This window comes from Mucilaginibacter sp. OK283 (assembly GCF_900110415.1).
Classification (GTDB): Bacteria; Bacteroidota; Bacteroidia; order Sphingobacteriales; family Sphingobacteriaceae; genus Mucilaginibacter.
The window spans coordinates 20,135-45,369 of sequence record NZ_FODR01000018.1 but is presented as its reverse complement, the minus strand read 5'-3'; the positions used below and the strand labels follow the sequence as shown (position 1 = coordinate 45,369).

The window sequence follows — 25,235 nt, the reverse complement described above, 5'->3', positions numbered from 1 at the left end:
AGATTAACTTCTATAAAGTTAGTAAACTAAGGTAGCACAAATGTTGTATAATAAGCGGACATGTGTCAACTTTTACGTCGATTTTCAAAGGACGGGTTATTAAAATAAAAATGCGTCCGTATCTCACCCCGGACGCATTGACCAGCCTTTTTTCAATTACAATCACAATATTATTATGATCTCTTAAAAAATGCGCCCGTATCGCACCCCGGACGCATTGACCTGTCTTTCTTCAACTAAATCACAGTTATTATTGTGATGTCTTTAATTTTTTGAACTGGGTTAACAGCGATTTTTAAACACATTGCATAAATGGATTTGTACCCGTTTATGCTTCATATTTTCACAAACGCCCACTGCTGATTTTTGGCACCGGTGTAGTCCGATTGATCAACCGCGGTACCATTTCTGAGTGAAGTTGCTGTTGAAGATGAAACAACTTCGAGGGCTTTCCCACTATTTACGTTTATAATTTTGTAGTATCCATTATCAGTTGCCTGAAGTATCCAATTTTGATTATTACCGCCCGTACCTGTATAAGCCCATATATCGGCAATACCTCCGTTAGCGCCAGACCAATTATATATCTCCAGACACTTCCCGCTTGTATGCATAGGCGTTAACAAATAGTGGCCGCCGCTCCCGGCTTGCACTTTAAATTGTTGGTTTTGTCCGCCCAAATAATCCCATTGATCTGCTGTTGCTCCGTTAGCACTTGCCCAGCCGCCAATCTCCAAAGCTTTAAAACTAAACCTGTTAACTATCTGATACACGCTTCCAACCTGAATTGTGGAGGAGGAGGCTGTCTGTGTTCCTTGCACAAGCGCAGCTAACTGCTGTTGATCTTTTATAGCGTACGTCGACCTGTCAATGATCGAACCGGTGTCCCAAAGAAACGGGAGCATTCCGTTTGCCAATGCCTGGTGCATAACATAATTATACCAATAAGCTCTGGAAGCTATATGAAGATCATACGCATCTCCTGTAAGAGAGCGACGCCCCGCTGCAAATTCGCCCATTACAACTGGGATGCCATGGTCAACAAACTTCGTCTTCATCGACTGGAAATATCCGTTCAGGTCCGACTCTTCGCCATAGGTGGCATTACGCGTAGGATCGGTGGTTGAGTGATACCCCGAACCCCAATAATAAAACATGTTACCCCATGATGCGTCTCCGTCCATCAAACAAAAATTGTAAGGGGTATAGTAATGCACTTCAACCATCAAACGATTGGATGCGGGATCTGAGGGAAGAGTGTTCATCAGATTGTTTGTTTTCACGATATCTGTACTCGGACCCTGGATAAGCAAAGTTCTATAACTGTTATGCCCGCCGGTTGATCTGACCGCGTTGATAAAAGTTTGATGATAGGACAGCAGAATGCTCATCCCTGTGGCATCTGAAGCAGGGGGTTCGTTTGCACTGGCAAAAATCAAATGTTGGTCAAAACCACGCATTTGCGTTGCAATTTGCTCCCAAAGTGCCTTTTGTTTGGCATTAACTGCAGCTTGCGCGGCGGTGGTAATATTGGCATCCAGCCATCCACCGTCCCAATGTATATTTAATATCACATACATGCCGTCGTTAACGCAGTATTGAACAACCTGCTGCACACGGGCGAGCCAGGCCGGATCTATTTTTGCAGTTGTTGAATCAGGTACATGTGACCAATTCCAATTACAAGGAATCCGTATGGCATTAAAACCGCTTTGCTTTAACTTATCAATTAACGCCTGGGTAATATTGGGGTTTCCCCATCCGTTTTCATTAGGAGCGGCTTCCATTGTGTTGCCGATGTTGTATCCTAATGTCATGTTTGCAGCGAGCTGAACTGCCGTACTTGTCATCCCTGTTTGATCGGGCGGAAGTGGCGAAATGTTGTAACTCGGGTAGCTGGTAGCAGTCAACGTCTTTTTACTGGTTTTGACAAATGGTGTAACTGCCGAACCGGGAGTCTCCTGCTTGTGACATCCCGACGCCACCAGAACGATGGCGATGCCGAAAAAATAGTTTAGTGTTCTCATATTTAATGTAAAATTGGTTTCTTGTAAAAGCGATAAAAATGAAATGCGCGTAGGCTATCGTGGATGTAAAAGATCCATTTAGCCGCCTTATTACATGATCATCAAATGCATAAAACTATATTGGCGATACTTGAATTAGATAGATAATTTAATTGGCAATTAGTTTTATTTGTTCCCTGCCATAAAAATGATAGCGGATAATATCGCCTTCGTTTCAATAACAGCACCTTCGTTCCATATCCGGAAGAAAATAGTTGTCATTACTTTGAAAACGCACTCAGGTTTATTGATCGGGCAGCCAAAAATATAGACCGAAAAAATGGATGAAGGGGTACAAAAGTGAATAAATAGGGCACGAAATGTTCAAATTGGCAAAATTTCCTACGTCTAAGGTAATGGCGGAACTCTTGGTTGGGGCACTTTTTTAATATTACAGGCAAATGTACAGGTACAAATATTGACGACCTTAAACAAAAGAAAAGAACTCAGATAGGGGTTAATGCCGGAAAAAATCTATAATAAGCTTATTCAATCCACCAAAACAGATTAGTCTTGCTTTTTGATACTTGCCTCAATAAACTTATACTTATGTAGTATATTTGGCATTCAATTAGTTATAACGTTTCCCCTTCAACGAGTATATGGAATTGGCCCAATACATGAATACCAAAATAAAACTTACTGCAGAAGAAAGCAGTACCATTGATGCAGCCTTCAAACGGGAGTTTTACCCTAAAGGGACAACGTTGACTGATCCGGGCAACCGTTCTCAAAAAGTCCACTTTATTGAAAAGGGAATGATCCGTACATTTTATAACAAAGACGGAAAAGATATCACCCATTTCTTTTTTGACGAAAATACCTTCACAATGTCGCTGGAGAGTATTTACTTTAACAAAACCGACCCATATGGCAGGGAGGTTCTTGAAGAAACAACATTACGTACCATTCAGTTCAGGGAATTTGAAACTTTATTTAACGAAATCGACGCATTTAAAAGATTTGCTTTTATGGCATCGGTAGAGACTATAAAACAATTTTCGGATAAGCTTTTTTCGTTGCAGTTTCAAACCGCAGAACAGCGTTATAAATCGATGACAGAAAATTATTCAAACATTTTATTAAGGGTGCCACTTGGGCATATTGCCTCTTATTTAGGCATTACCCAGCAAACCCTAAGTGTTATAAGGGCGCAAAAATAATTTAAAAATAAACAGCTCCGTTAAAATTCAAAACAACAGATGCGTCACGCCATATTATTTTACGCTGACCTATATTACAAATATTATTTAACGCCGGTTTCGCCATCGGGCGAACGCCTCCACTTAAAATAACTATCTAACACCTTTAGGGATGCATCTGCGGGTACAGCGCCGGTATGCACTTTTTGCGAAAAGTACATCACAACAGGGTTAGAGTCGCTAAAAGCGGGCCATTCAGGTTGCCCCCCACCGTTTGGGTTGCCATACTTTGCAAAATTTGTCCAATAAGTGCCCATCGCGTCTGAAATATTCAGGTCTGTTTTAGTGGTTTGCGGATTTGAAGCATCAAGCGTACCAAATACATAAGCTACTTCCTGCGCATGGGGCGATCCGTATCCGGCGCGAGGCGAACCTTCGGGATAGTTGGGGTGCTGATCAAAATAATAATAAAAAACCTTCGATTTTCCCTTTGACTGTAACCTTGCCCAGCTCCAGGTATGCCAGCCAAACGCGGCATCCCGCATCAAATCACGGGCGGTTTTAGCAACCTTAACACTACCCGCAGGATAAGCTTTAATAAGCTCATCAGCAAACTTGCCATAACGGCCTTTTACCGCGGCAACGTATTCTTCAGGCGTTTTTGGAGGCGAGAAACTGGCCCCCTCGTCAGAATTATAACCTATCAGGACAGGTACGTCGTTATATTTGCCTTCTTCATAAAGTTTATATTGGTCGCCCGGTATTACCCATCCGTCTACAATGGGCCATGCTAACCCGCGTATCGCGGGCAATTTATCGGCGTCTATTTTTCGCAAATCAGCAATTGAAGTAAAGCCTGCATCTTTAACATAGGCCGCGCCTGCCGCTTCGGCAAAAGGCAGGCTTTTCATGTTTTCGCCCGGATAAGTACTAGCACGTGTGGGGCCGAACGAGCCGCCGCTTTGGGAGATTGCACCCTGGAAAAGGTCTTTGGCCAATGGGCTTGCACATAACATACTTACTGCTATGCCGCCTGCCGATTCACCAAAAATTGTAACTTTATTGGGGTCTCCGCCAAAAGCGGCAATATTTTCCCTAATCCATTTAAGGCCGGCAATCATGTCCAGCAAACCATAATTTCCCGAAACATGACTGGCACTTTCGGCACTAAGTTCGGGATGCGCCAAAAAACCAAGTTGTGCAACCCGGTAGGCAATACTTACCAGCACCACGCCTTTTTTTGCCAGCTTTTCGCAGTTATAAGATGGCTCGGCAGTACCCCCAAAGTTAAAAGCACCACCGTATATCCAAACCAGCACCGGTATTTTGCCGGCAGGCGATTTAGCAGGCGTCCAAACATTCAGATACAGGCAATCTTCGCTTTTTCCTGAAATGGGATTGCCGCCTTGCATAGGTTCCGGCGCAAATTTATCGGCCAACCGAACACCATTCCATTTTGCGGCAGGCTGCGGAGCACGCCAACGTAGTTCTCCAACTGGAGGCATTGCAAAAGGAATGCCCTTATAAATGGTAAGGCCATTTTCAGAAGTTCCTTGTACCAATCCTTCTTTCACTTTAACAGGAGCGGGCTGGGCTCGTATCCATTGAGTAGTAAGCACTAAAGCAAGCAAAAAAATCAGGGTTCTCATAAATGTTTATCATTATTGGCTTATCAAAACTACATTAAATAATGATCCTGAAGGCCCTATTTAATAACAAAATATCTTTTTAAAAGCCCTTGCGATATAATTTGCATACTGTTTTCACTTTTTAAGATATCTTAAAAGCAGCCTCACTCCTCTTGCCTTCCTTTGCATTATAAATTTTCGCTAATGCAAAAAGATATCGAAGGAATGGGGATCCATTACATATTTATAACGGACGATCTTGGGATTGCATCCGTCTTTCCAGCCATAAAGTTCAAATTGACTGACCTAAAATACCGGCAGGTTTCCCTGCTCTATTTTTCTGTAAACAAACAACACATATTCCAAAAAGAGCTGCAAATACTTGAGAGGCGTTTTCTCACCCAACTCTACGTAAGCTACATCTCAAAAGAAATTGAAGCCGCAACGGTATTTCCAAACGAGGAGATTGAAGCGATTTTGAATGCAAACACAATGCCACACATGAATTTCATTCTTTCGGGCAACACAGAATTTATTGAGAAAGTAAAAAGCATACTGCATTTTTTTGATATAAACGAAATACAAATACAAAAACAATTTTTCACCGAATAATAAAATATACAATATGAAAAGATATAAAAAACTAACACAAGTTCTATTTTCCCCAGCTGTCGCTTCCTTGTTTTTGCTTCCTGGCTGCAAACCGGCAGATAAACATGGCGCTGATAACCCGCCTATAGGTTTTGCAGTAAAAACCGAGGTGGTACATGCTGATATTATTGCCAAAGAAGTATCTGTAAGCGGGAATATTGAAGGTAGCACCACCGTGAAACTTGGGTTCCTGGTACCCGGCAAAATCAATTATGTTTCAAACAAAGAAGGGGAAACTATTTCTAAAGGGCAATTGATTGCCAGTCTCGATCCAACTAATTACTCCATCGCCAAGGGTTCGGCCGACGTGCAGGTTAGTACCGCGACTGACGAATTTAACCGCTTAAACATATTACATGACAGAGGCAGTTTAAGTGAAAGTGACTTTTCAAAAGTAGGGTTCAATTTACAGCAGGCAAAATTCCAGCAACAGTTACAGCAAAAGAATCTGTCGGATACGCGGTTGTATTCACCAATCAGCGGCGTATTGCTCAAAAGACAGGCCGAAGTTAGCGAGATTGTAGCTGTTGGCATACCACTGTTTGTTATAGCAGATATCAAAAAGGTAAAGGTATTGGCTTATGTTCCTGAAGCTGAACTGCATGAAGTAAAGATTGGACAAATCAGCAAGATTAACATTTCCTCGCTCGATAAGGTATTCACCGGAAAAGTAATTGAAGTTGGCTCTGCAGCCGATGCTACCTCCAGGGCTTTCGCCATTAAAATTGAACTGGATAACCCAGGATTGCTCATCCGGCCAGGAATGATTGCCGAGGCAAAGATTGCTACTGCGGAAAAAAAGCAGGTGATATTATTACCGGCAGAATGCATTCAGCAGGATTTGGCAAATCAGAGCTATGTTTTTGTGCTGGATAAAACTCAGAACAAGGTATTTAAGCGCAGAATAAGCCTGGGAGATATGTTTGACAACAAAATTGAAATTATTTCGGGGCTCAGCGACGGCGAAGTGGTGGTTACCAGCGGCCAGAAAAGATTGTCTGATGGTTCATCAATTTCTATAACCAATAAATAAAACTGAAATGAATATTATAAAAGCATCGCTTAAGTATAAGCAAGTCACATTATCGGTATTGCTATTGCTTTTTGCGGTTGGTGTAAATTCACTGTTGAATATGCCACGCAGGGAAGACCCTAAAATTACCATCCGCCAGGGTTTAGTCATTGCATCTTTCCCGGGAGCTAACTCCGCACAGGTGGAAGACCAGGTTACAAAAAAACTCGAACAATATCTTTTTCAATATGAAGAGGTAGATAAATCCAAAACATATTCTACTACAAGAGATGGCATAGTGGTAGTAAACGTTGAGCTTACCGAGAGCGTAAAACAGCCCGACATATTTTGGAGTAAACTGCGCCACCAGCTTTTAGTATCAAAGCAAATTGATTTACCTGCCGGTGTTAAAGGGCCTATTGTAAACTCGGATTTCGGCGACACTGAAGCCCTTGTAATCGGGCTGGAAAGCAAAAATGCCAGCTACGAAGAATTAAAACATTATGCCCAAAGATTGGAAGATTACCTGCGCACTATCCCCGCTGCTTCAAAAATAAAGCGGATAGGCGAGCAGCAGGAGGAAATTGTAGTGTCATCCAACTCAGAGAAAATGTCACAATATGGGGTTAACGCACAACAGGTTGTACAACTTCTTCAATCTCAAAATAACATTAATCCTACCGGAGAGGTTAAAACAAGCAGCAATAAAACGCCGCTTTACACAAATGGCTACTATAATACCGAAACAGACCTGGCCAACCAGGTAGTTGGTACATCCCAGGCGGGTTCTGTAGCAAAGCTGGGAGATGTAGCCACCTTAACCAGGAACTATGCCGACCCGGATAATATCATTGCAGTTAACGGCAACAAAGCTGTGATCCTTTCGGTTCAGATGCAGGAAGGCAACAACATTGTAAAATTTGGTAAAGAAGTAACCGGCAAGATTGAAGAAGCCAGAAAAGTAATTCCATCCAATATCAAAATCACCACCGTTGTTAATCAGCCCCAGGTGGTTGACGAAAATATATCGCATTTCATCCGGGAATTCTTTTTGGCAATCGTGTCGGTGATCATCGTGGTTGTATTGCTTCTCCCCTTACGCATTGCTACTGTTGCAGCTATGGCAATCCCGATGACCGTTGCGGTAACCTATGCCATAATGCATGCCCTGGGGATTGAACTGCACCAGGTTTCCCTGGCCGCGCTAATCCTCGTATTAGGAATGGTAGTGGATGATGCTATTGTAATTGCCGATAATTATGTAGAACTGTTAGATGAAGGTGTTGACAGGGCAACCGCAGCATGGAGAAGCGCCAATGATTTGGTAGTACCGGTACTTGCTGCAACTGTTACTATCATCGCTTCATTTATGCCGATGATTTTGTTACGCGGAACTGTGGGCGAATTTATTTTCGCACTACCTATAACTGTAGCAGTTGCCCTTGCATCATCATTTTTAGTAGCAATGGTATTAACCCCTATGCTTTGTTACACCTTTATCAAAAAAGGGTTGCACCAGAAAACCGGTACACCCGAAGGTGACAAAAAAGAAACAACCAAAAAGAAAGAAAGAAAATCATTGCTGGACTTAATGCAGAATGGGTACAACAAGCTTTTAGATTGGTGTGTCAATCATCCAAAGATAACCATCCTGAGCAGTTTAGTGCCTATTGGAATTGCATTGTTACTGTTTGCAAAGGGAATAAGGCAACAATTTTTCCCGGCGGCAGAAAGAAGCCAGTTTGTTGTAGAGTTATGGATGCCCACCGGCACAAAATTAGAAAAGACTCATGAAGCGATTTTAAGGGTGGAAGCTTTATTAAAAAACGACAAAAGAGTAGTATCCTATGCAACATTTTCGGGTACGGCCTCCCCAAGGTTCTATTACAATTTTTCTCCGGAATTCCCCACAAATAATTACGCGCAGATACTTATTAACACCACCACGGAAAAATCTACCGACGAACTCGCCGAGGAATTAAGCGGCAAAGTGGATAAATTAATACCAGAGGGCACAACCTATGTTAAATTGATGCAACAGGGATCCTCGCTTAAAGCACCGGTAGAGGTTAGAATTGTTGGCGAGGATATTGATTATTTGAAATCAATTGGAACCCAGGTGAGTGATATTATAAAAAAGGCAAAAGGCAGCCGTTTTGTGAGAAGCGACTTTGCAGAAGATTATTATGGAATTGGGATAAAATTAAAAGAAGAAGCCAGCCGCCTGGGCTATACTACTACCGGTATCTCTCAATCAGTGTACACCGGATTTAGCGGCGCTGCTATCTCTACCCTATATGAGGGCAACAACCCGGTAAACATTGTGTTCAGGCTGGATGAAAAAAACAGGCAGACCACCAATGATCTCGAAAATATTTATTTGAGGTCGCCTGTTACCGGCGCCAATGTTCCGCTAAGACAAATTGCAGACTTGAAGCCTCATTGGCAAACAGGTCGTATTATGCACCGCAACGGCGTAAGGACGCTTACCGTGCAAAGCGAAACAACACAGGATGTTCTGCCTTCAGAATTATTAGCAGTTATACAACCCGAAATAGCTAAAATACAACTGCCCAACGGATACAGCATTGAATACGGCGGCGAAGATTTTAACAAAAAAGAGGCATTGGGCCAATTAGTTGCCGCATTGCTTGTGAGCCTTGTGCTGATATTTTTTATTCTTCTTTTTCAATTCCGTGACCTTAAAGAGGCGGCAATAGTGATGCTTACGATACCGCTAAGTTTGTTTGGCGCCATCATGGGTCTCTATCTCACCGGAAACTACTTCAGTTTTACATCTTTTATTGGTTTGATAGCACTTTCGGGAATTGTAGTACGTAATGCAATCATCCTGGTAGACCATACCCACGAATTGATGAAACACGGGCTTGATTTAAAAGCAGCCGCAATAGAATCGGGAAAAAGGCGCTTAAGGCCCATCTTTCTTACTGCTATGGCAGCAGCAATTGGTGTGTTGCCTATGATCATATCAGGATCTGCTATGTGGGCGCCTCTTGCAAGCGTACTGGCATTTGGCGTGGTATGGAGCATGGTTATGGCATTAATCACCGTCCCAGTGTTATACATCGCCTGGATAAAACCCAAAACAATCAGTTCAGAAAAAAATTAAAGCCAACCACAAAATGAAAAAAATTATAAAATGCCTTTTACTGCCGTTATTAATTTTCTTATGCCGCAGTACTTCGTTGCATGCTCAAAATAGAGATTCTTATACATTGGAACAATTACAAGATTCCGCGTTAAAGAATAATCACGTATTAGCAATAAAGCAGTGGGAAATTAAAGAAAAGCAGGAGAAAACTAAAGAAGATGTAATCAAGAGGTATCCCACACCTACCTTAAATGGTAACTATCAACATGTTTTCAATTTGGGAGAAATCACGATTCCTAAAGGCACGCTGGAATCAAATCCTAACACCGACGAAACTTTTACAGTAGGTAAACACAATAATTATGGCGCCGGATTATCGGTTTATCAACCCATCAGCCAGCAGTCCAAAATCAGCACTTTACTGAAAGTAGATAAAACGGACGAGATATTAACCGAAAAGGAAAGATTCAAAACATCACTGCAAATAAAGCAGGCAATAGTAAAGCTTTATTACGGAACGTTGATTTTAAAAAAACAACTGGATGAAGCTGAGGCAAAGCTGACCCTGGCTAAATCGAAATACACAGATGTTGAAAATGCTTTAATAGCCGGTAAAACAACCAGTGCAGATAAAGCCGGATTGCAGGCTAACATTGCCGATGAAGAACAAAACATCCTGAAGATAGACATACAAATACAAGATTACATGGGTGATCTGGCTAATATAACCGGTGTAAACGCGGCCACGTTGAAGCTTGCAGAGGCTGAACCGGTTATTCAACAGGTAAATGGTTTAGAGGAGTACAAGAACGTAGCATCTGGTTCAAACGCCGATTTGCAAATAGCTACCCTGAACAAATCGAAAGCTTTATTGGGAATAAAAGCAGCAAGGCAAAGTAATATACCAGATGTAGGTTTGGTTGGAGGCTATTCTTATGTATTCGGGAGCGCCATAGTACCTTCCAACAACCCATATATAGGTTTAAACCTGAAATGGAACCTGCAGGATATTTTTTCAAACAAAAAGATAGTAAAACAGCGGCAGTTTCAGCTAAAGCAGTCTGAAGAGAATATCCTTAATACCCAGCAGCAGGTAAATAATGATATTGAAAAGGCTTATAGGAAAATTAATCAGTCGCAGGCGCTTATCACAGTTGCGCAAAAAGTGGTTTCCTACCAAAAGGAGGAACTAAAAATACAAGAAAACAAGCAGGCTGCCGGTCTTAATGTAAAAACTGATTTGCTCAATACAAAATCTTTCTTAGCAAAATCCGAGGCCGATATGTATGCCGCGCAGATGTCTTATTTGATAGCAGTTTCAGATTTGAAAATCCTGACAGGCCAATAAAAAGAAAAATATGAAAATAGTAATCATTGGGGGTGGATTTGCGGGCCTCAATCTGGCAAAGCACCTTGCCGGAAACCAATTAATTGATATCACACTTGTAGATAAAAATAATTATCACCTTTTTCCGCCCCTGCTTTACCAGGTGTCAACGGCTTTTATCGAAGCCTCGAATATAAGCTATCCATTTAGGCGAATGTTCCAATACAAAGAGAACCTTCGTTTTCACCTCGGCAAATTGAAAAATATCGTAGCATCAAGCAACAAAGTTGAGACGTCGGATGGCGATTTATATTATGATTGTCTAATACTTGCAATGGGAACAGAGACCAATTATTTTGGATTGGAGAATATAAAAAAGCATGCCTTACCCATGAAAACAATTGATGATGCAATCCATCTTCGTAACCATTTATTGTTGAATGCGGAGAAAGCCGTAAGAACAAATGACCCAGTCGAGAAGGTAAGACTACAGAATATTGTTATTTCGGGAGGAGGGCCAACGGGTGTGGAAGTTTCGGGTATGTTGGCCGAAATGATCCATTCGTTGATCAATAAAGATTATCCCGAACTTAAAAAAAACGACGCTAATATTTATTTAATTAGCTCGGGAAATGCTTTGCTTGGCCCGATGAGCCCAAAATCGCAGGCCGAAGCTTACAAGGTGTTAAATAGTTTAGGCGTGCAGATAAAATTAAATACTGCCGTCAAAGATTATATTGATGGCGATATCCACCTTTCCACAGGAGAATGCATCCCGGCCGCAACACTGGTTTGGACATCTGGTGTTATCGCAAGACAAGTGCCCGGACTTCCGGATGTATATGCAGGCCGCGGCAAGCGAATTATAGTTGATGAATTCAATAAGGTACAGGGCACACAAAACATTTTCGCAATCGGCGATCAATGCCTTCAAACAACAGATGTGGATTATCCAAACGGGCATCCACAACTTGCGCAGGTTGCCATTCAGCAGGGAATTCAACTTGCCTCAAATCTGAAGCGATTACAATCCGGGCAGGCGTTAAAAGCATTCAAGTATAAAAACAAAGGAAGTATGGCAATTATCTCGAAGTACAAGGCTGTGGTAGATTTACCTAACGCCTTTTTTAAAGGATTGCCAGCCTGGTTTGTTTGGTTATTTGTTCATATCATCCCAATTGTGGGGTTCGGTAACAAAATTAAACTGGCCTGCAACTGGTTCTGTAGCTTGCTGACAAATGATCCGGCCTTAAGATTGATCATTCGGCCCAAAAAATAAATTAATAATAAAAAAAACGATTTAACTGGCTCTTGCAGCCTCCTGCGTGTTTTTCAAGATCTGTTAAATCAAGATAATATTTACCTTTTTTTTCCTGCAACAATGACACATATTAAACAAAACAGTTATGGAAATTATATTTGAACTTACGCATGGTATCATGTTAGTGTGCGGAATCATTATCATTTATTACTCGGTATTTTATACCGGCGAAAATAAAATAGAGCTAAAATTCGCGCTAATAAGCAGGCTAAAATCAAAAATAAAATCGATGCCAATAAACCGCGTATTGTTATATCGCCTGGCCTCGCACTTGATATTTATATTTTTCAGATAACATCTATACAACTACTCATACACAAACTATCAGCAAGTTAAGTTGATACAAAAGATTTAACCATATCAAGAACAGACCAACACTGCGCTGTTATCAACTATATTGAATGTGAAGTTAATTGATATTATGCCGGGCAGCATTTAACCATACCGTTCAGTTTTTTAAAAGCCAACAATTCCAAACAATGGACACTTCAAAAAAAATAGCCAATAAGGTGCATAATCTTTTTAGCCGCTATGGCATTCGTAGTATTAGCATGGATGATATTGCATCCGACCTCAGGATCAGTAAAAAAACAATTTATCAGTTTTACTCTAATAAAGATTCATTGGTAGAGACATTTGTAGATAGGGCAATAGATGAAAATATTTTTCGCTGTAAAACTCTTATTGCAAAAAGCGACGACGCCATTATTGGGTTGTATTTTTTGTTGGTATACGCAATGGAGCTTTACAATATCTTAAATCCAGCCATTGTTTATGACCTGGAAAAAAATCATGAATTGGCTTACGAAAAACTTAAAGGCCATAAAACTATGTTCATTCATCAAACCATTAAAGCATGTATAGAACGTGGCGTGAAATCGGGGTTATACCGCAACGATTTTGATATCGATGTAATAACAAGGTTTTTTTTGGAAAGCCTGGCTATCGTATCCGGCTCCGGCATATTTCCACAGGTCAATCATAAAATTAAACCGACAGATGAGGTATTTGCCTGCCTGTTAAGCGGCATAGCGACATTAACCGGATTGGAAGTTGTAAATGCATATAAAAACCAGCGGGGCATTATGGTTTTAAACAATGATGAAGACAGACCTTTTTGGGATCATTAACAGAAGATATTGCTTTCCCGATGCTTTCTAAAATTGGACATTCAAAAAATCGCTTTTACAGCATGGGTCGAAACTGTAAAACGATTTCAGGGGAACTTTTTTTATGATTTGAACTACACTACATAACACATCAATATGTTCATTAGCTTTTTTTGTTTTTGATAACACAAATTAATTCCCGCAATAACTCGTTGTTTTCATCTAAAACACTTAGAATAACTTCCACTTTTTCATTTAATTTCTCCAATTCGCTATTGTTGTACCATGTCCATGATGTGTTGGCTTGAATTAAATCTATTACAGATTTTACCTCTTCAAATTGTGACTCTTGCATTATTTCATTTTTTTCCTTGAATTAAGCCTTTGTGAAAAAGAGCGCGCACCATTGGCAGCGCGCACTCTTTTCTACAAAACTATAGGTTCGTTTTTTTTTAATTCCAATCACCGGAAATATCCTTAGCCACTGCAGAATTAGAATTCTTCTCGGCTAAAGGTATTGGTAACAACACATTTTTATCTTGAAACGGCTGGGTGCCGTCTTCAATCTTCCTTTCAGCATTTATTGTTTGTTTTGCAATGCCCCAACGTATCAAGTCAAAATAACGGCTTTGTTCGCCGGTTAGTTCTAACTGTCTTTCACGCATCAGGATGTTCATAGCATCTGTCTGGCTACCCAGCGAGGTATAAAGCGGAGCTTTAACACTTGGTCTGCTGCGTACCTGGTTAATTAGAGTCAATGGCTCGGCACCCACATTACCTTGCTGTATATAGGTTTCTGCCAGCATAAGCAATACATCAGCGTAGCGTATTACCTGGCCGTTTATACCACTTTGCGGTCCGCCAAAAGATGATTGTTTGTTATAATATTCGTATTTAAGCCACTCGTACCCTTTTGAAGCGAAGGGAAAATCTACTGGCCCCGCAGAACATTGCTGGCAATATTGTGTTTGCCCGCCACTTGCAGCGTCGCCATAAAAAGTGAAAGCAGCGCGGGGGTCTACGTAATTTGCAGCCGGGTTTTGTGGATTAGGATAGGTAAATGCCTTAACAGCGGTTGTAGTTATATGTACGTTGTTCCAATCATTAAAGCCGTATTCCTGTGCACGGTCTGAGTGTGTTGCTTTGCCACCCCAGGTTTCCTGGCCTCCAAAAACGTAATATTGGTTACCTACGCCCCAGTCTGTCCATTTCTGGTTCATCACCTGGAAAATGGTTTCAGGATTCGCGGTAGCATCATTCTGCTTCGGATCATCAAACAGATCATTATAAACCGGCGCAAGCGAATAATTGAAAGGCGCCTTGGTTAACTTGGTAAGTTCTGTTTGTGCCAGGGCCCATTTTTTTTCATATAAATAAGATTTACCCAAAAGCGCCACCGCAGCCCCCTGTGTAGCACGCCCGTAACTTTCAGAAGCATAGGAAAGAGGAAGGCCTGCTTCAGCATCTTTCAAATCCTGTTCAATAAACGCCCAAACAGCGGCAACAGGTGATCTTGGTGCGTTAATATCTGCAGGTGTTGGCAGCGTTATGTAGTGGGTGCGGAGTGGTACCCGGCCGTACAAATTAACTAATTGAAAATAAGCATAAGCCCGCAGAAATTTAGCCTCGGCAATATATTGCTTTTGGTCCGTTGCCTCTGTAGGTTTAAGCGGGTCCGGTTTCCATACCTGCGTACGGTCGATAACCACATTGGCACGCGCTATTATTTGGTATAATGCCGACCACATCTGACCCGCCTGGTTCTGGTCGGGGCCAAAATTATACTGTGCCAATTGCAGCAAATCACCTACAAGGGGCTGATTATTTTTGGCATCATAACCAAGCAGGTCAAAAGTAAAATACCACTCGCGTGCCCACATGCCATTATGCAGCAAACCTGCGTAAGTGGCTACAACAGCCTCGTTTAAGGCAACATCGCTGGTAAAATACGTATCAGAAGTGTACGCACTTTTATTAACCAAACTCAAATCTTTTTTACACCCTATTGAGAGAACCAACAACCCTCCCGTCATAAGGAATTTCATAAATCTTTTCATAATTATATCTTTCAAAATGTTACTTAAAATCCTGCTTGTATCCCGAATAAAATGGTACGCGGCTGCGGAACCTGGCCGCGATCTATATTGCGGTTAAAAATAAGATCGCCCCCATCTGAACCTATTTCGGGGTCATACCCTTTATAGCCGGTTATAGTAAATAAATTTTCCGCAGCAATATATACGCGCAGTCTACTTAAAACATTACCTGAAAACGATTGCAAAGTGGCCTTGCTCAAAGTATAACCCAGGGTGATGTTACGGGCACGTAAATAGGCGCCGTTGTCTATAAAGAAATCCGATGGCCTTAAATTTCCGGATCCATTGTCATTCTGTCCGGCCCGTGGAAGAGCGGCATTGTCTCCAGGCTTTTGCCACCTGTTTAATATGGCGGTTGAGGCGTTATGCCCTGTTCCTGCGAACTCCAAACTGGACCTCAGATCATTTCCAATTTGCACGCCCTGCACTCCTGACAACACTACATTAAGATCGAAATTATGGTAATTGGCACCTATATTAATTCCATACATAAACTTTGGAATTGCGCTCCCCAAAACCTGCTGGTCTTTTGAATCGACGGTTCCGTCGCCTGTCAGATCCTTAAATATAAAGTCGCCGGGTTTTAATCCACTTTGGTAAACCGCAGTCTGATTGCCGGTTTTCTGTTGTGCTTTTGCATTTAACGCATCAATTTCGGCCTGATCTTTGGCTACGTGATCAACCCTGTAACCATAATATGCCCCGATAGGGCTACCCGGTTGGGTCAGGGTTTCTGCAACACCTGTCCCGCCCACAATTGGAGTCGGCGACTGGGTGCCTAACGATATTGTTTTATTACTATTAAAAGCACCGTTAACACTTATGTTATAGCTAAAATCACTTTTAACCTCAGAGTGGTAGCCTAACTGAAATTCAAAACCTTTATTTTGTGCATCCGCCGCGTTAACAGTCTGTGAACTTCCGCCTGTATTTATCCCTATACCTAAACTTGGTGGTACGGGTATGTTAACTAATAACCCACTGCTTTTTCTGTTGTAATAATCGGCATTAAAAGTTATTCTGTTGTTGAGAAAACCCAGATCGATCCCCGCATCTGTTTGGTCTGTTGTTTCCCAGTGTAATAATCCGTTTCCGATGGTAGTAAGTGTTGTGCCGCTAACAAATTGCTCGTTCCTGCCAAAAGAATACGCCAGGTTTCCAGCAGTCGATCCATTGAAGGTATACACATCGCTGGCGGTAAGAGATATCCGGTTGTTACCGGTACGTCCCCATCCTACGCGAAGTTTACCATCGCTGATGAATGGAAAGGCTGCTTTTATGAAATCTTCCTGACTGAAGCGCCATGCCAGGCCAGCGCCCGGAAAATTGCCGTAACGGCTTGCTTTAGGAAAGTTGGAAGACCCATCGCGCCTTAAACTGGCTGAAAGAATATACTTATCGTCGTAAGAATAAATCAAACGTCCGTAGTAAGACTGTTCTATACCAGCTCCATTGGCATAGCCTGAGGAACTTGCAGGGGTAATTTTTGTGGCTACGGATATGTCCCTTACTTCATCGGTCAGCATACCGGTACCTGTTAGACTAACAAAGCTACTGCTGCCCGCGTCTTTGTAACTTGTACCTGCTGTTAGCGAAACATTGTGTTTGCCAAAGGTACGGTTATAGGAAAAATAATTTTCAATGGTGTAACTGGAGTAGTCGTTAAAACTACGGCCCGCTTGCCGGTCGAAGGACAGTTTATTGGCGGTTACGTAGGGGATATTATAAGAATTGCTCACACTGCTGCCATATTGTACTGACGCTTGTGACCTGAAGGTTAAACCATTTATAATTCTTACTTCTCCAAATACTTGCGGAAATAATATCAGTTCATGCCCGCTTTGTGTTTTTACGCCTAAGTCTTCTAATGGATTTACTGCATTGCTGTCATCATCTATATTGGTAAGAATGGAGTAACCGCCCCGAATTGAAGAATCATATATAGGTTGATAAGGCGCATATTGAAGCGCGTTACCTATGCCTGCCATAATTCCCTCCGTTTTGGTATACCTCAAATTTAAGGTTTGGCCGAAGCGAAAACGGCCTAATTTTTCCTCTAATGTAAACCGGTTATTAAACCTTTTTAATTGATAATTTTTAACTGTGGCTTGCTGTGTTACGTAGCCCGCCGACATATTATATGTAATCTTATCACTTCCGCCGCTTACACTTATATCATTTTGTGTTGATAAAGCTGTTTTAAAAATTTGGTTCTGCCAGTCGTTTCTGTCAACCAAAACATATGGTGTTGTAAGTTTTACCGGTGTGGGATTATTGTTGGTAACATCAATATCTTTAAGGAGCTTTACATAATCTGCGGCTTTCAGCAGGTCAAGCTTTTTAGGTATGGTTGCAAAACCTACCTGCGAGGTAAACGATATTTGAGGAGCTCCTGTTTTACCTTTTTTTGTTGTAATAATTACAACACCATTAGCACCGGCAACACCATATATTGCTGTAGAAGCTGCGTCTTTTAATATGGTAATGTTCTCAATATCCTGTGGGCTGATGCTATTGAACAAGCCTTCATTACCCTGAATGCCATCAATAACGTACAACGGGCTAACATCGGTGAAAGAACCCACACCACGTACAATAATTTTCGCAGTTGAGCCCGGCACACCATTTGTGGGCACTACCTGAACGCCGGGGGCCTTTCCTATTATCAGTTGTGCAGGGCTTAGTGATGTATTGGCGCCGGCATCTTTCGCGTTTACCACATTAACAGCACCTACCAGGTCTTTTTTGCGGGAGGTTCCATATCCTATTACTACTACTTCGTTCAGGTTGCTGGTACTTTTTGATAAAACCGCATTAAGTGTGCCTGATGAAGGAACAACAATTTCTTTTTGTTCGTAACCAACAAAAGAGAATATCAGTGTACTGCCTGAGGCCGCATTTATGGAATAGACACCTTCGGAATTTGTACCCGTAACCTCGGGCTTTCCTTTTACTTTGACAGATACGCCGGGCAGAGGTAATCCGTCGTCCTTATCCGACACTTTGCCGGTAATTTTCCCCGTTTGCGAAAAGCCCGGCAAACTTATCATGATAGCTGATAAGGTTATCCCGACAAAAATCAGGAGTTGGTTAAATAATTTTCTTTTCATGAATTTTTAATTTAAGTGAAACAAATTGGTTAATTATTAAGGTTTAGAATATCTGGATGTAGAAGATTGGTACCTAAGTGTTAGATTGTTATAAGCCGGTGGCGCATTGGGGGTGCATCTCCTTTTCATCGGCAGCAACCAGAGCATTTTTTGTGATATAAATAAATTGGTTAGCGTTTTCAGGCCCGCAATCGATTGCGAAACTTCAACACTGAAAAGCTCATCACAGTTCATTAGTAAGTTTTTTAACATATCTATAAAAATTAAAACTGAGCCTCAGCTGTTCACTAAGTCAAAAAATAAATAAATATCGGTTCAACTGATAATTGGTGGATACTGTTAAAATCGGCATTTCAAATGCACCGAATTGAAGTTATATTCCGGGGGGTGAAACTAAAGCAACTTAAAAAAATGGAGGGGGCAGGGATGAATAAAAATATAGATCAAATGTACAAACCTGTATAATGAGTTATAAATAAAGCCATTAATAAATTGCATTAACTCCCCGGCAGTTGTAGGATATACGATGAAGTTGAAATGTGCTGCCTTCTTTTATCCAACACTCCATTTTGCAATGAGCTTGCGGATAAATTTCAATAATATCTCTTGAACCGTATTCATTTGTACCCCTATTGACAAGGGTTTAAAAATACGTTTCCAGCCTATAGCTCTATTATTACTTTAATTACGCCGATCACCGGATCAAACCAGCTTTCAAGCTCTTCCAGTACCTTATCAAATTGTACACAACGTGTAATGCAATCAGACGGTTACACCCAGCCTTTTTTATGGATGCAATAACATGTTCAAAATCTTCCCGCGTAACATTCAAACTACTCATTAAAGTGGCTTTATGCTTGTGAAGTTCGGGGTGGCTCACACCGATATCTTCTTTTTGCGAACCAACCAGTAAACATTTTGCTTCATGCGCCCATATAATGAAACCCGGTATTAATTGCTTTTAAGCTGCCGATGGCATCTACTGTCATTGCAGGCATATCTCCTTTCATTATTGCGGCCAGTCGCAATGCCGCATCCGCTGTCGATACGTTTATAATATGATCTATCTTCAGTCCATCCCTGCGAAATTCAAGCCTTTTCGTGTTAAGGTTAAGGTCCATGTCTATTACTTTAGCGCCGGTAATGCGGGCATTATTCCATTATTCCGCGGCCTATTGGTCCGCTCCTATAACCAGTACATATTCTCTTGTTTTTACACCATCTGGCCTAATCCCATATGTTCATTGCTAAGAGCCGCGGCCAGCGACTGATCGTAATGCACATCAGCCTTTCTCAGCTTTATTTGTACAGGGGCAACGGAATGACTTTGCCCGTCGGTTTGCGCTAACCCACAGGCAATTGATAGCCTGGAAAAATCAATTTCCTTGCCCCCTCTTAACCAGTTGACTTTATTTCATTAAAAGCCGCCGGATACTAAAGGTGGTCAGTATAAATCGGCCAACGAGAGTCAAATTATCTGTGCTTTATCCACGTAAAGGGAATATTTTGAGTGTTTACGTAAATTTAAAAGCCCGTAAATCAAATGATTCACAGGCTTTTAATGTGTTTTGAGTAAGTTATCAGCGGTGAGGGAGGGATTCGAACCCTCGGTACAGTTTCCCGTACGTCAGTTTAGCAAACTGATCCTTTCGGCCTCTCAGGCACCTCACCAGTATTTTTAAACTTGTCCCTCGTTTTCGGGATTGCAAATATAGCAATTCATGTTTCCCATCAAAAAAAAAGTTCGGATTTTTAATAATCTATCCGCACATGGTAAATACTCATAAGCATACGCTTGAATATTTCTTTGATGGTTTCGATATCTTTCAGGGTTATATTACTGTCTTTCAACTGGTTCTGGTCAAGCTTGTATTTTACAATCCTATCAACCAAAACACTTATCGATTCTTCATCGGGCTCTTTTAATGAGCGCGATGCGGCTTCAACCGAGTCGGCAAGCATCAAAACACCAGCTTCTTTGGAGAAAGGGATAGGCCCGGGGTACCTAAAAATGTTTTCGTTGATGAATTTCTCCGGAAAATTCTTCAACGACGACTGGTAAAAATAGTCGACCCGGGTGTTACCATGATGGGTACGGATAAAATCAATAATAACTTCGGGCAGGTTGGCTTTGCGGGCCATTTCAATCCCTTTGCTTACGTGCCGTATAATTACCTGTGCACTTTCTTCATAAGGCAGCTTATCATGAGGATTAAAGCCCGAACTTTGATTTTCAATAAAAAACAGCGGGTTCTCCATTTTACCAATATCATGATACAAAGCCCCTGCCCTAACTAATAAAGCATTGCCACCGATACTATAAATAGCATTCTCGGCCAAATTGGCTACCTGTAACGAGTGCTGGAACGTACCAGGCGCTGTAAAGGCCAGTTCACGCAGTAAAGGCGCGTTGGTATTAGTAAGCTCGATGAGCGTAATATCCGACGTGAGGGAAAATATCTTCTCAAATATATAAATCATTGGGTAAGCCAGCAAAGTGAGCAGTACGCTTACCACAAAGGGCAAAAAATCCATCCAGTCAATTTCAAGGAAGGTACCTTCCCTGATAAACGAAATGCCCAGGAACGCCACGAAATAGGTAAATACGATTATCCCGGCAGAAACCAGGAACTGCTCGCGCCGGATTAGGTTTTTGATACTGTAGATAGATACCATCCCGGCGGTTATTTCATAATAAGCAAACTCAAAGCTATTGGGCACAAAAAATCCTGCTATTAAAACCACCAGTAAATGAATGTTGAGCGCCAAACGGGTATCAAACAAAATACGGATGATGATTGGTACAATACAATAAGGAATGTAATACAAATTTACCGGGAACTGGAATTTAATTGCGGCCGACAAAGTAGCCAGCATAGCAGTTATTACAAGCAATATTAAGCCCACCAGCCGGTTATCGGCATAAATATCCTTACGAAACAGGTATAGGAATATCATAAGCAACGATATGGCTATTGATACCAATAAAAATTGTCCCAGCAGCACCAGTACGTGGTTACCATTAACACGGGCATTATTTTCAAAAGCTTTTTTGTACGATTCAAGTTTCTGATAAACATCATCGTTAATAATCGAGCCTTTATAAACTATCACCTCCCCTTTTTGTACCATTCCACGGGTGATAGAAAGGCCGTCGTACACTTCTTTTTCCAGCCTCGTGGTTAGGTTATCGTCGTAGCTTAAGTTGTTCTGTATCCGGTTTTGCAGCAGATCGAGCATGAAAGCCCTGTCAATATCGGTTCGTTTACTTAATACCTTATCACAATAAGCCAGCGCGCTTTCTTTGGTAAAAAGGGCATTGGTATTTTTTTCTGTAGCTACGTTTTTATTTAAAATGGTAATAGGATAGTTATTTGCGTGGCGCAAATATTTATCATTGAGCTTTAAAATACCGATGTTATATAAGTTTGTTAATAAAGCTACGCCCGCATCAATATATTTTGACTTAAGTTTATCGTTAATACCGGCATTGTGCCACTTGATTTCCAAATCGGTTTTAAAGCCTTCTATCTGTTGGTCGCCTGCGGCGGCATCAAGCTGATATACGGGGGTGATGCTTTCATAGGCGGTTTTCTTTTCGTTGTCAATTTCCTGGGGAGTTTTCAGAATAGCAAAATTATAGGGCGATACCAGGTCTTTTTGGTTCCAGATGCGCCCTTTTTCGTATTCATAACTAAACTTTGCCTGTTTTGGTAAAAAGAAAACGATAAGGCAGATGCTCATCAGCATCATCAAAAACTTAACGTTGCGGGCATATTTGCGCATTAAGGCTTTTTGCCGCGAGGTAGATAGTTTTGCCATTTATTTAATTAACCGCTCAAAAATAATATAAGTTTCTGTTATAAACGGCAAAGAGTCGATAATCGGGGCCAAGGGCATGAAATTTGGGTTGGTCTGTGTTTTTGGCTCTTAACTCTTACTTTTTTTTCCCGCTATAAAATCCTTCAGATAATAAGGTTCAAAATAGGCTACATCTTCAAAATCTTTATCAGCAAATTTCCCGGCTGCCTTTTGGGTAAGATACGTTGCGGAGTTTTCGAAATTGTGTAAAAAGCTGGCGTTAGGATTGCCGCCTAAAATAGCTTCACATTTGTCGGCGCCATCGCCAAAAAAAAGAACCCGGTTATCTTTTAACAAATCGGCAAAACTGTTTTCGTCAATAATTTCGGCAGCTGTATCCCTAAGTTTTTCGCCTGCAATATTAAACATAGCACAATAAACCTCCATTCTGCGGGCATCAATCATAGGGCACAGCAATGTGTTTTCATTAATGGATATTGTATTATCATTAATTATACCATAAGCCATCGCTTCCAGAGTTTCTATAGCTATCAGCGGTTTATCAAGCGCGAAGCAAAGCCCCTTTGCTGTAGATACCCCAATACGCAAACCTGTGTATGAGCCTGGGCCGCAACTTACCGCAATTGCGTCCAGGTCGCGGTAATTAAAATTACCCCCGGTTATAAGTTCCTCGGTAAATAAAGTAATTACTTCGGCGTGTTTATTACGCTCATTTACCTGTTTAAAATCCAAAACCTTACCATCGGCAGCTAATGCTACTGAGCATGATGTTGTTGCAGTTTCTATTTGTAAAATAAGGCCCATTTGTGAGTTGTGAGTTGTGAGTTGTGAGTTGTGAGTTGAAAAATTCAATCACCACCGCACTTTACAAAACAAAAAAATCAAACCTTTTAAGCTTAGGGCCAGGCAAAACTCAAAGCCCATCACTCAAAACTTAAAACTAATTAAGGTACCGGATCATGTCCATGCCCTCCCCAGGGGTTACAGCTGGCGATTCGTTTAATGGTTAGCCATCCGCCTTTGAAGGCCCCATATTTCCTGATAGCCTCTACCCCATATTGCGAGCATGTTGGGGTATACCTGCACGAAGCACCCGTCATCGGCGAAATAAAATACTGGTATACTTTTATCAATGCAATAAAAATATAGCCTACAAGCTGTTTAAACAATGTTACCAATGCCATCATACCGTTGTAGTATTAGCAGCAGTTACCTGTTCTGCCAGTTGGGCAAGCATCTTCAGCATCTTTTTTTCCATGACACTGTAGGGCTCAATTGTTTTACCAATATAACCTACCGATAGTACAATGGTTTTATCGGCTGTTTGCAGCAAATTGTATAGGTTTTGTTGTTTGTGCAGCCGGTAGCTTTCGCGCATATAGCGCTTTATTAAATTACGGTCGACAGCGTGCTTATAACGCTTTTTGGACACCGAAAATAATATTTGGGCAGGATATTGTTGTGGTTGGGTATGATATAACCACGAGGCTTTAAAAGGATAACACAAAAAAGAAGAGCCGCTATGAAAAAGCTTATCAATAAGCCTTTTATTACATAACCGTTCTTCTTTTTTAAAAGTATACATAGTTGCTTATCTGGATCCGGGATTTAAGCAGACAATCGGTATCCATTGGCTGGCTTAATGCCCACCAGCGCAACCGGTTTATGCTTTATGACGACCCTCGTCAGAAACTGATAATCTTTTTCTGCCTTTAGCTCTTCTGGCTGCTAATATTCTCCTGCCGTTAGCAGTTGACATGCGTTCACGGAATCCGTGTTTATTTCTTCTTTTTCTTTGAGAAGGCTGAAACGTTCTTTTCATAACTATTATATTGTATTCGTCGTTTTAAAAACAAGAGCGCAAATGTAGTAATATTTTAAAACATTTCAAACACTATTTTTCTTATTTGTTGCTCTATATTTATTGCTGTAAATTAAGCGTTTTAAAACCACAATATGAAACTATCTATCCTGCTACTTATCATTTGCTTACCTTTTGTTGCATTAAGTCAGGCTACTCCGGTCATTCATTATAAAATATTCAGTACTGCAACCCAAAAACCGGCAACAGTTGCCGATATTATTAATAACATGGCTAAAGCCGATGTGCTTTTTTTTGGCGAAGAACACAATGATTCTACCGGTCACCTGCTGGAACTTGAACTTTTTAAGCAGCTGGCGCAACAATATCCCGGCAAAACGGCCTTATCGATGGAAATGTTTACCACCGATTGCCAACTGGTGTTAAATGAATACCTGAATGGCTTCATTCGCGAAAAAAATCTGGTAAGTGATGCACGTACCTGGCCCAATTATAAAGATTACCGCCCCCTGGTTGAACTGGCCAAACAAAGTCAAATACCTGTAGTAGCAGCAAACGCCCCATCGCGTTATACCAACATGGTAACACGCAATGGTTTAAACAGCCTGCAGCAACTTGACGCACAAGCCAGGGGCTACCTTCCTCCCCTGCCTATTGATACCGCTACGGGCCCCTATTACGATAAATTTGTAAAGATAATGGGCGGCCACGCAGCGATGGCAGGAATGCAAATTTATCAATCGCAAAATCTTTGGGATGCAACCATGGGCTGGTCAATAGCACAGTTTTATAAAAAACATACCGACTTTAAAATCATGCAAATTAACGGCGGCTTTCACAGCGAAGAAAAAATGGGTGCTGTTGCCCAGTTAAAAAAGTACGCACCAAAAGCACGTGTTATCACCATAGGCGCCTATGCGGATGAAAGTTTTGATAACCCCGACTGGACCAAATTCAGTAAACTGGCAGATTATATTATCCTCACAGACGCCAAATTACCAAAGAGTTTTTAGACCA

The 25,235-nt window shown here is 41.3% G+C and carries 20 protein-coding genes and 1 tRNA gene; 9 read left to right on the top strand and 12 right to left on the bottom strand.

The window, feature by feature from the left end; all coding sequences use genetic code 11:
- Positions 1–335: 335 nt before the first annotated feature.
- Complete coding sequence (locus BMX56_RS27705) at positions 336–2,027, bottom strand: cellulase family glycosylhydrolase (protein ID WP_090652967.1); 1,692 nt, start codon at positions 2,025–2,027, stop codon at positions 336–338.
- Between the two features lie 659 nt (positions 2,028–2,686).
- On the opposite strand from BMX56_RS27705, the gene BMX56_RS27700 reads away from it, so the two are divergent.
- Complete coding sequence (locus tag BMX56_RS27700) at positions 2,687–3,229, top strand: Crp/Fnr family transcriptional regulator (RefSeq protein WP_177183945.1); 543 nt, start codon at positions 2,687–2,689, stop codon at positions 3,227–3,229.
- An 83-nt stretch (positions 3,230–3,312) separates the two neighbouring features.
- On the opposite strand, the gene BMX56_RS27695 is transcribed toward BMX56_RS27700, so the two are convergent.
- The gene (locus BMX56_RS27695) at positions 3,313–4,857 is read right to left on the bottom strand and encodes a carboxylesterase/lipase family protein (protein ID WP_090652965.1); all 1,545 of its coding nucleotides are present in this window, start codon (positions 4,855–4,857) and stop codon (positions 3,313–3,315) included.
- Between the two features lie 183 nt (positions 4,858–5,040).
- On the opposite strand from BMX56_RS27695, the gene BMX56_RS27690 reads away from it, so the two are divergent.
- The 7 genes from BMX56_RS27690 to BMX56_RS27660 all read left to right on the top strand — a co-directional run bounded on the left by BMX56_RS27690 (position 5,041) and on the right by BMX56_RS27660 (position 13,389).
- Complete coding sequence (locus BMX56_RS27690) at positions 5,041–5,448, top strand: hypothetical protein (RefSeq protein WP_090652964.1); 408 nt, start codon at positions 5,041–5,043, stop codon at positions 5,446–5,448.
- Positions 5,449–5,461: 13 nt separating this feature from the next.
- On the top strand, positions 5,462–6,520 hold the full coding sequence (locus tag BMX56_RS27685; RefSeq protein ID WP_090652963.1) for an efflux RND transporter periplasmic adaptor subunit: 1,059 nt from the start codon (positions 5,462–5,464) through the stop codon (positions 6,518–6,520).
- Between the two features lie 7 nt (positions 6,521–6,527).
- A complete protein-coding gene (locus BMX56_RS27680; protein ID WP_090652962.1) occupies positions 6,528–9,629 on the top strand; it encodes an efflux RND transporter permease subunit in 3,102 nt (1,033 codons plus the stop codon).
- Between the two features lie 106 nt (positions 9,630–9,735).
- Positions 9,736–10,959: a TolC family protein gene (locus BMX56_RS27675; RefSeq protein WP_177183944.1), complete on the top strand. Its 1,224-nt coding sequence runs from the start codon at positions 9,736–9,738 to the stop codon at positions 10,957–10,959.
- Between the two features lie 10 nt (positions 10,960–10,969).
- Positions 10,970–12,217, top strand: a complete 1,248-nt coding sequence (locus BMX56_RS27670) for an NAD(P)/FAD-dependent oxidoreductase (RefSeq protein WP_090652960.1) — start codon at positions 10,970–10,972, stop codon at positions 12,215–12,217.
- Between the two features lie 127 nt (positions 12,218–12,344).
- Positions 12,345–12,554, top strand: a complete 210-nt coding sequence (locus BMX56_RS27665) for a hypothetical protein (protein WP_090652959.1) — start codon at positions 12,345–12,347, stop codon at positions 12,552–12,554.
- A gap of 184 nt (positions 12,555–12,738) precedes the next feature.
- The gene (locus BMX56_RS27660) at positions 12,739–13,389 is read left to right on the top strand and encodes a TetR/AcrR family transcriptional regulator (protein ID WP_090652958.1); all 651 of its coding nucleotides are present in this window, start codon (positions 12,739–12,741) and stop codon (positions 13,387–13,389) included.
- Between the two features lie 142 nt (positions 13,390–13,531).
- On the opposite strand, the gene BMX56_RS27655 is transcribed toward BMX56_RS27660, so the two are convergent.
- The 10 genes from BMX56_RS27655 to rpmH all read right to left on the bottom strand — a co-directional run bounded on the left by BMX56_RS27655 (position 13,532) and on the right by rpmH (position 24,218).
- A complete protein-coding gene (locus BMX56_RS27655) occupies positions 13,532–13,723 on the bottom strand; it encodes a hypothetical protein (protein WP_090652957.1) in 192 nt (63 codons plus the stop codon).
- Between the two features lie 97 nt (positions 13,724–13,820).
- The gene (locus BMX56_RS27650) at positions 13,821–15,350 is read right to left on the bottom strand and encodes a RagB/SusD family nutrient uptake outer membrane protein (RefSeq protein ID WP_218152502.1); all 1,530 of its coding nucleotides are present in this window, start codon (positions 15,348–15,350) and stop codon (positions 13,821–13,823) included.
- A 98-nt stretch (positions 15,351–15,448) separates the two neighbouring features.
- On the bottom strand, positions 15,449–18,574 hold the full coding sequence (locus tag BMX56_RS27645; protein ID WP_090652955.1) for a SusC/RagA family TonB-linked outer membrane protein: 3,126 nt from the start codon (positions 18,572–18,574) through the stop codon (positions 15,449–15,451).
- Positions 18,575–19,497: 923 nt separating this feature from the next.
- On the bottom strand, positions 19,498–19,695 hold the full coding sequence (locus BMX56_RS27635; protein ID WP_090652953.1) for a hypothetical protein: 198 nt from the start codon (positions 19,693–19,695) through the stop codon (positions 19,498–19,500).
- A 463-nt stretch (positions 19,696–20,158) separates the two neighbouring features.
- Positions 20,159–20,245, bottom strand: a tRNA-Ser gene (locus BMX56_RS27630).
- Between the two features lie 81 nt (positions 20,246–20,326).
- Positions 20,327–22,396: an HD family phosphohydrolase gene (locus BMX56_RS27625; RefSeq protein ID WP_090652952.1), complete on the bottom strand. Its 2,070-nt coding sequence runs from the start codon at positions 22,394–22,396 to the stop codon at positions 20,327–20,329.
- Between the two features lie 108 nt (positions 22,397–22,504).
- Entirely contained in the window at positions 22,505–23,200 is a 696-nt protein-coding gene (gene tsaB / locus BMX56_RS27620) for a tRNA (adenosine(37)-N6)-threonylcarbamoyltransferase complex dimerization subunit type 1 TsaB (RefSeq protein WP_090652951.1), read from the bottom strand.
- Between the two features lie 140 nt (positions 23,201–23,340).
- Positions 23,341–23,583, bottom strand: coding sequence for a membrane protein insertion efficiency factor YidD (yidD, locus tag BMX56_RS27615; RefSeq protein WP_090652950.1), 243 nt, complete (start codon positions 23,581–23,583; stop codon positions 23,341–23,343).
- Positions 23,580–23,981, bottom strand: coding sequence for a ribonuclease P protein component (gene rnpA, locus BMX56_RS27610; protein ID WP_090652949.1), 402 nt, complete (start codon positions 23,979–23,981; stop codon positions 23,580–23,582). The genes yidD and rnpA overlap by 4 nt, the downstream gene beginning before the upstream one ends.
- A gap of 78 nt (positions 23,982–24,059) precedes the next feature.
- A complete protein-coding gene (gene rpmH / locus BMX56_RS27605; RefSeq protein WP_076375290.1) occupies positions 24,060–24,218 on the bottom strand; it encodes a 50S ribosomal protein L34 in 159 nt (52 codons plus the stop codon).
- A gap of 134 nt (positions 24,219–24,352) precedes the next feature.
- Between rpmH and BMX56_RS27600 the strand changes: the two genes are divergently transcribed.
- The gene (locus BMX56_RS27600; protein WP_090652948.1) at positions 24,353–25,231 is read left to right on the top strand and encodes a ChaN family lipoprotein; all 879 of its coding nucleotides are present in this window, start codon (positions 24,353–24,355) and stop codon (positions 25,229–25,231) included.
- The last annotated feature ends 4 nt before the right edge of the window (positions 25,232–25,235 follow it).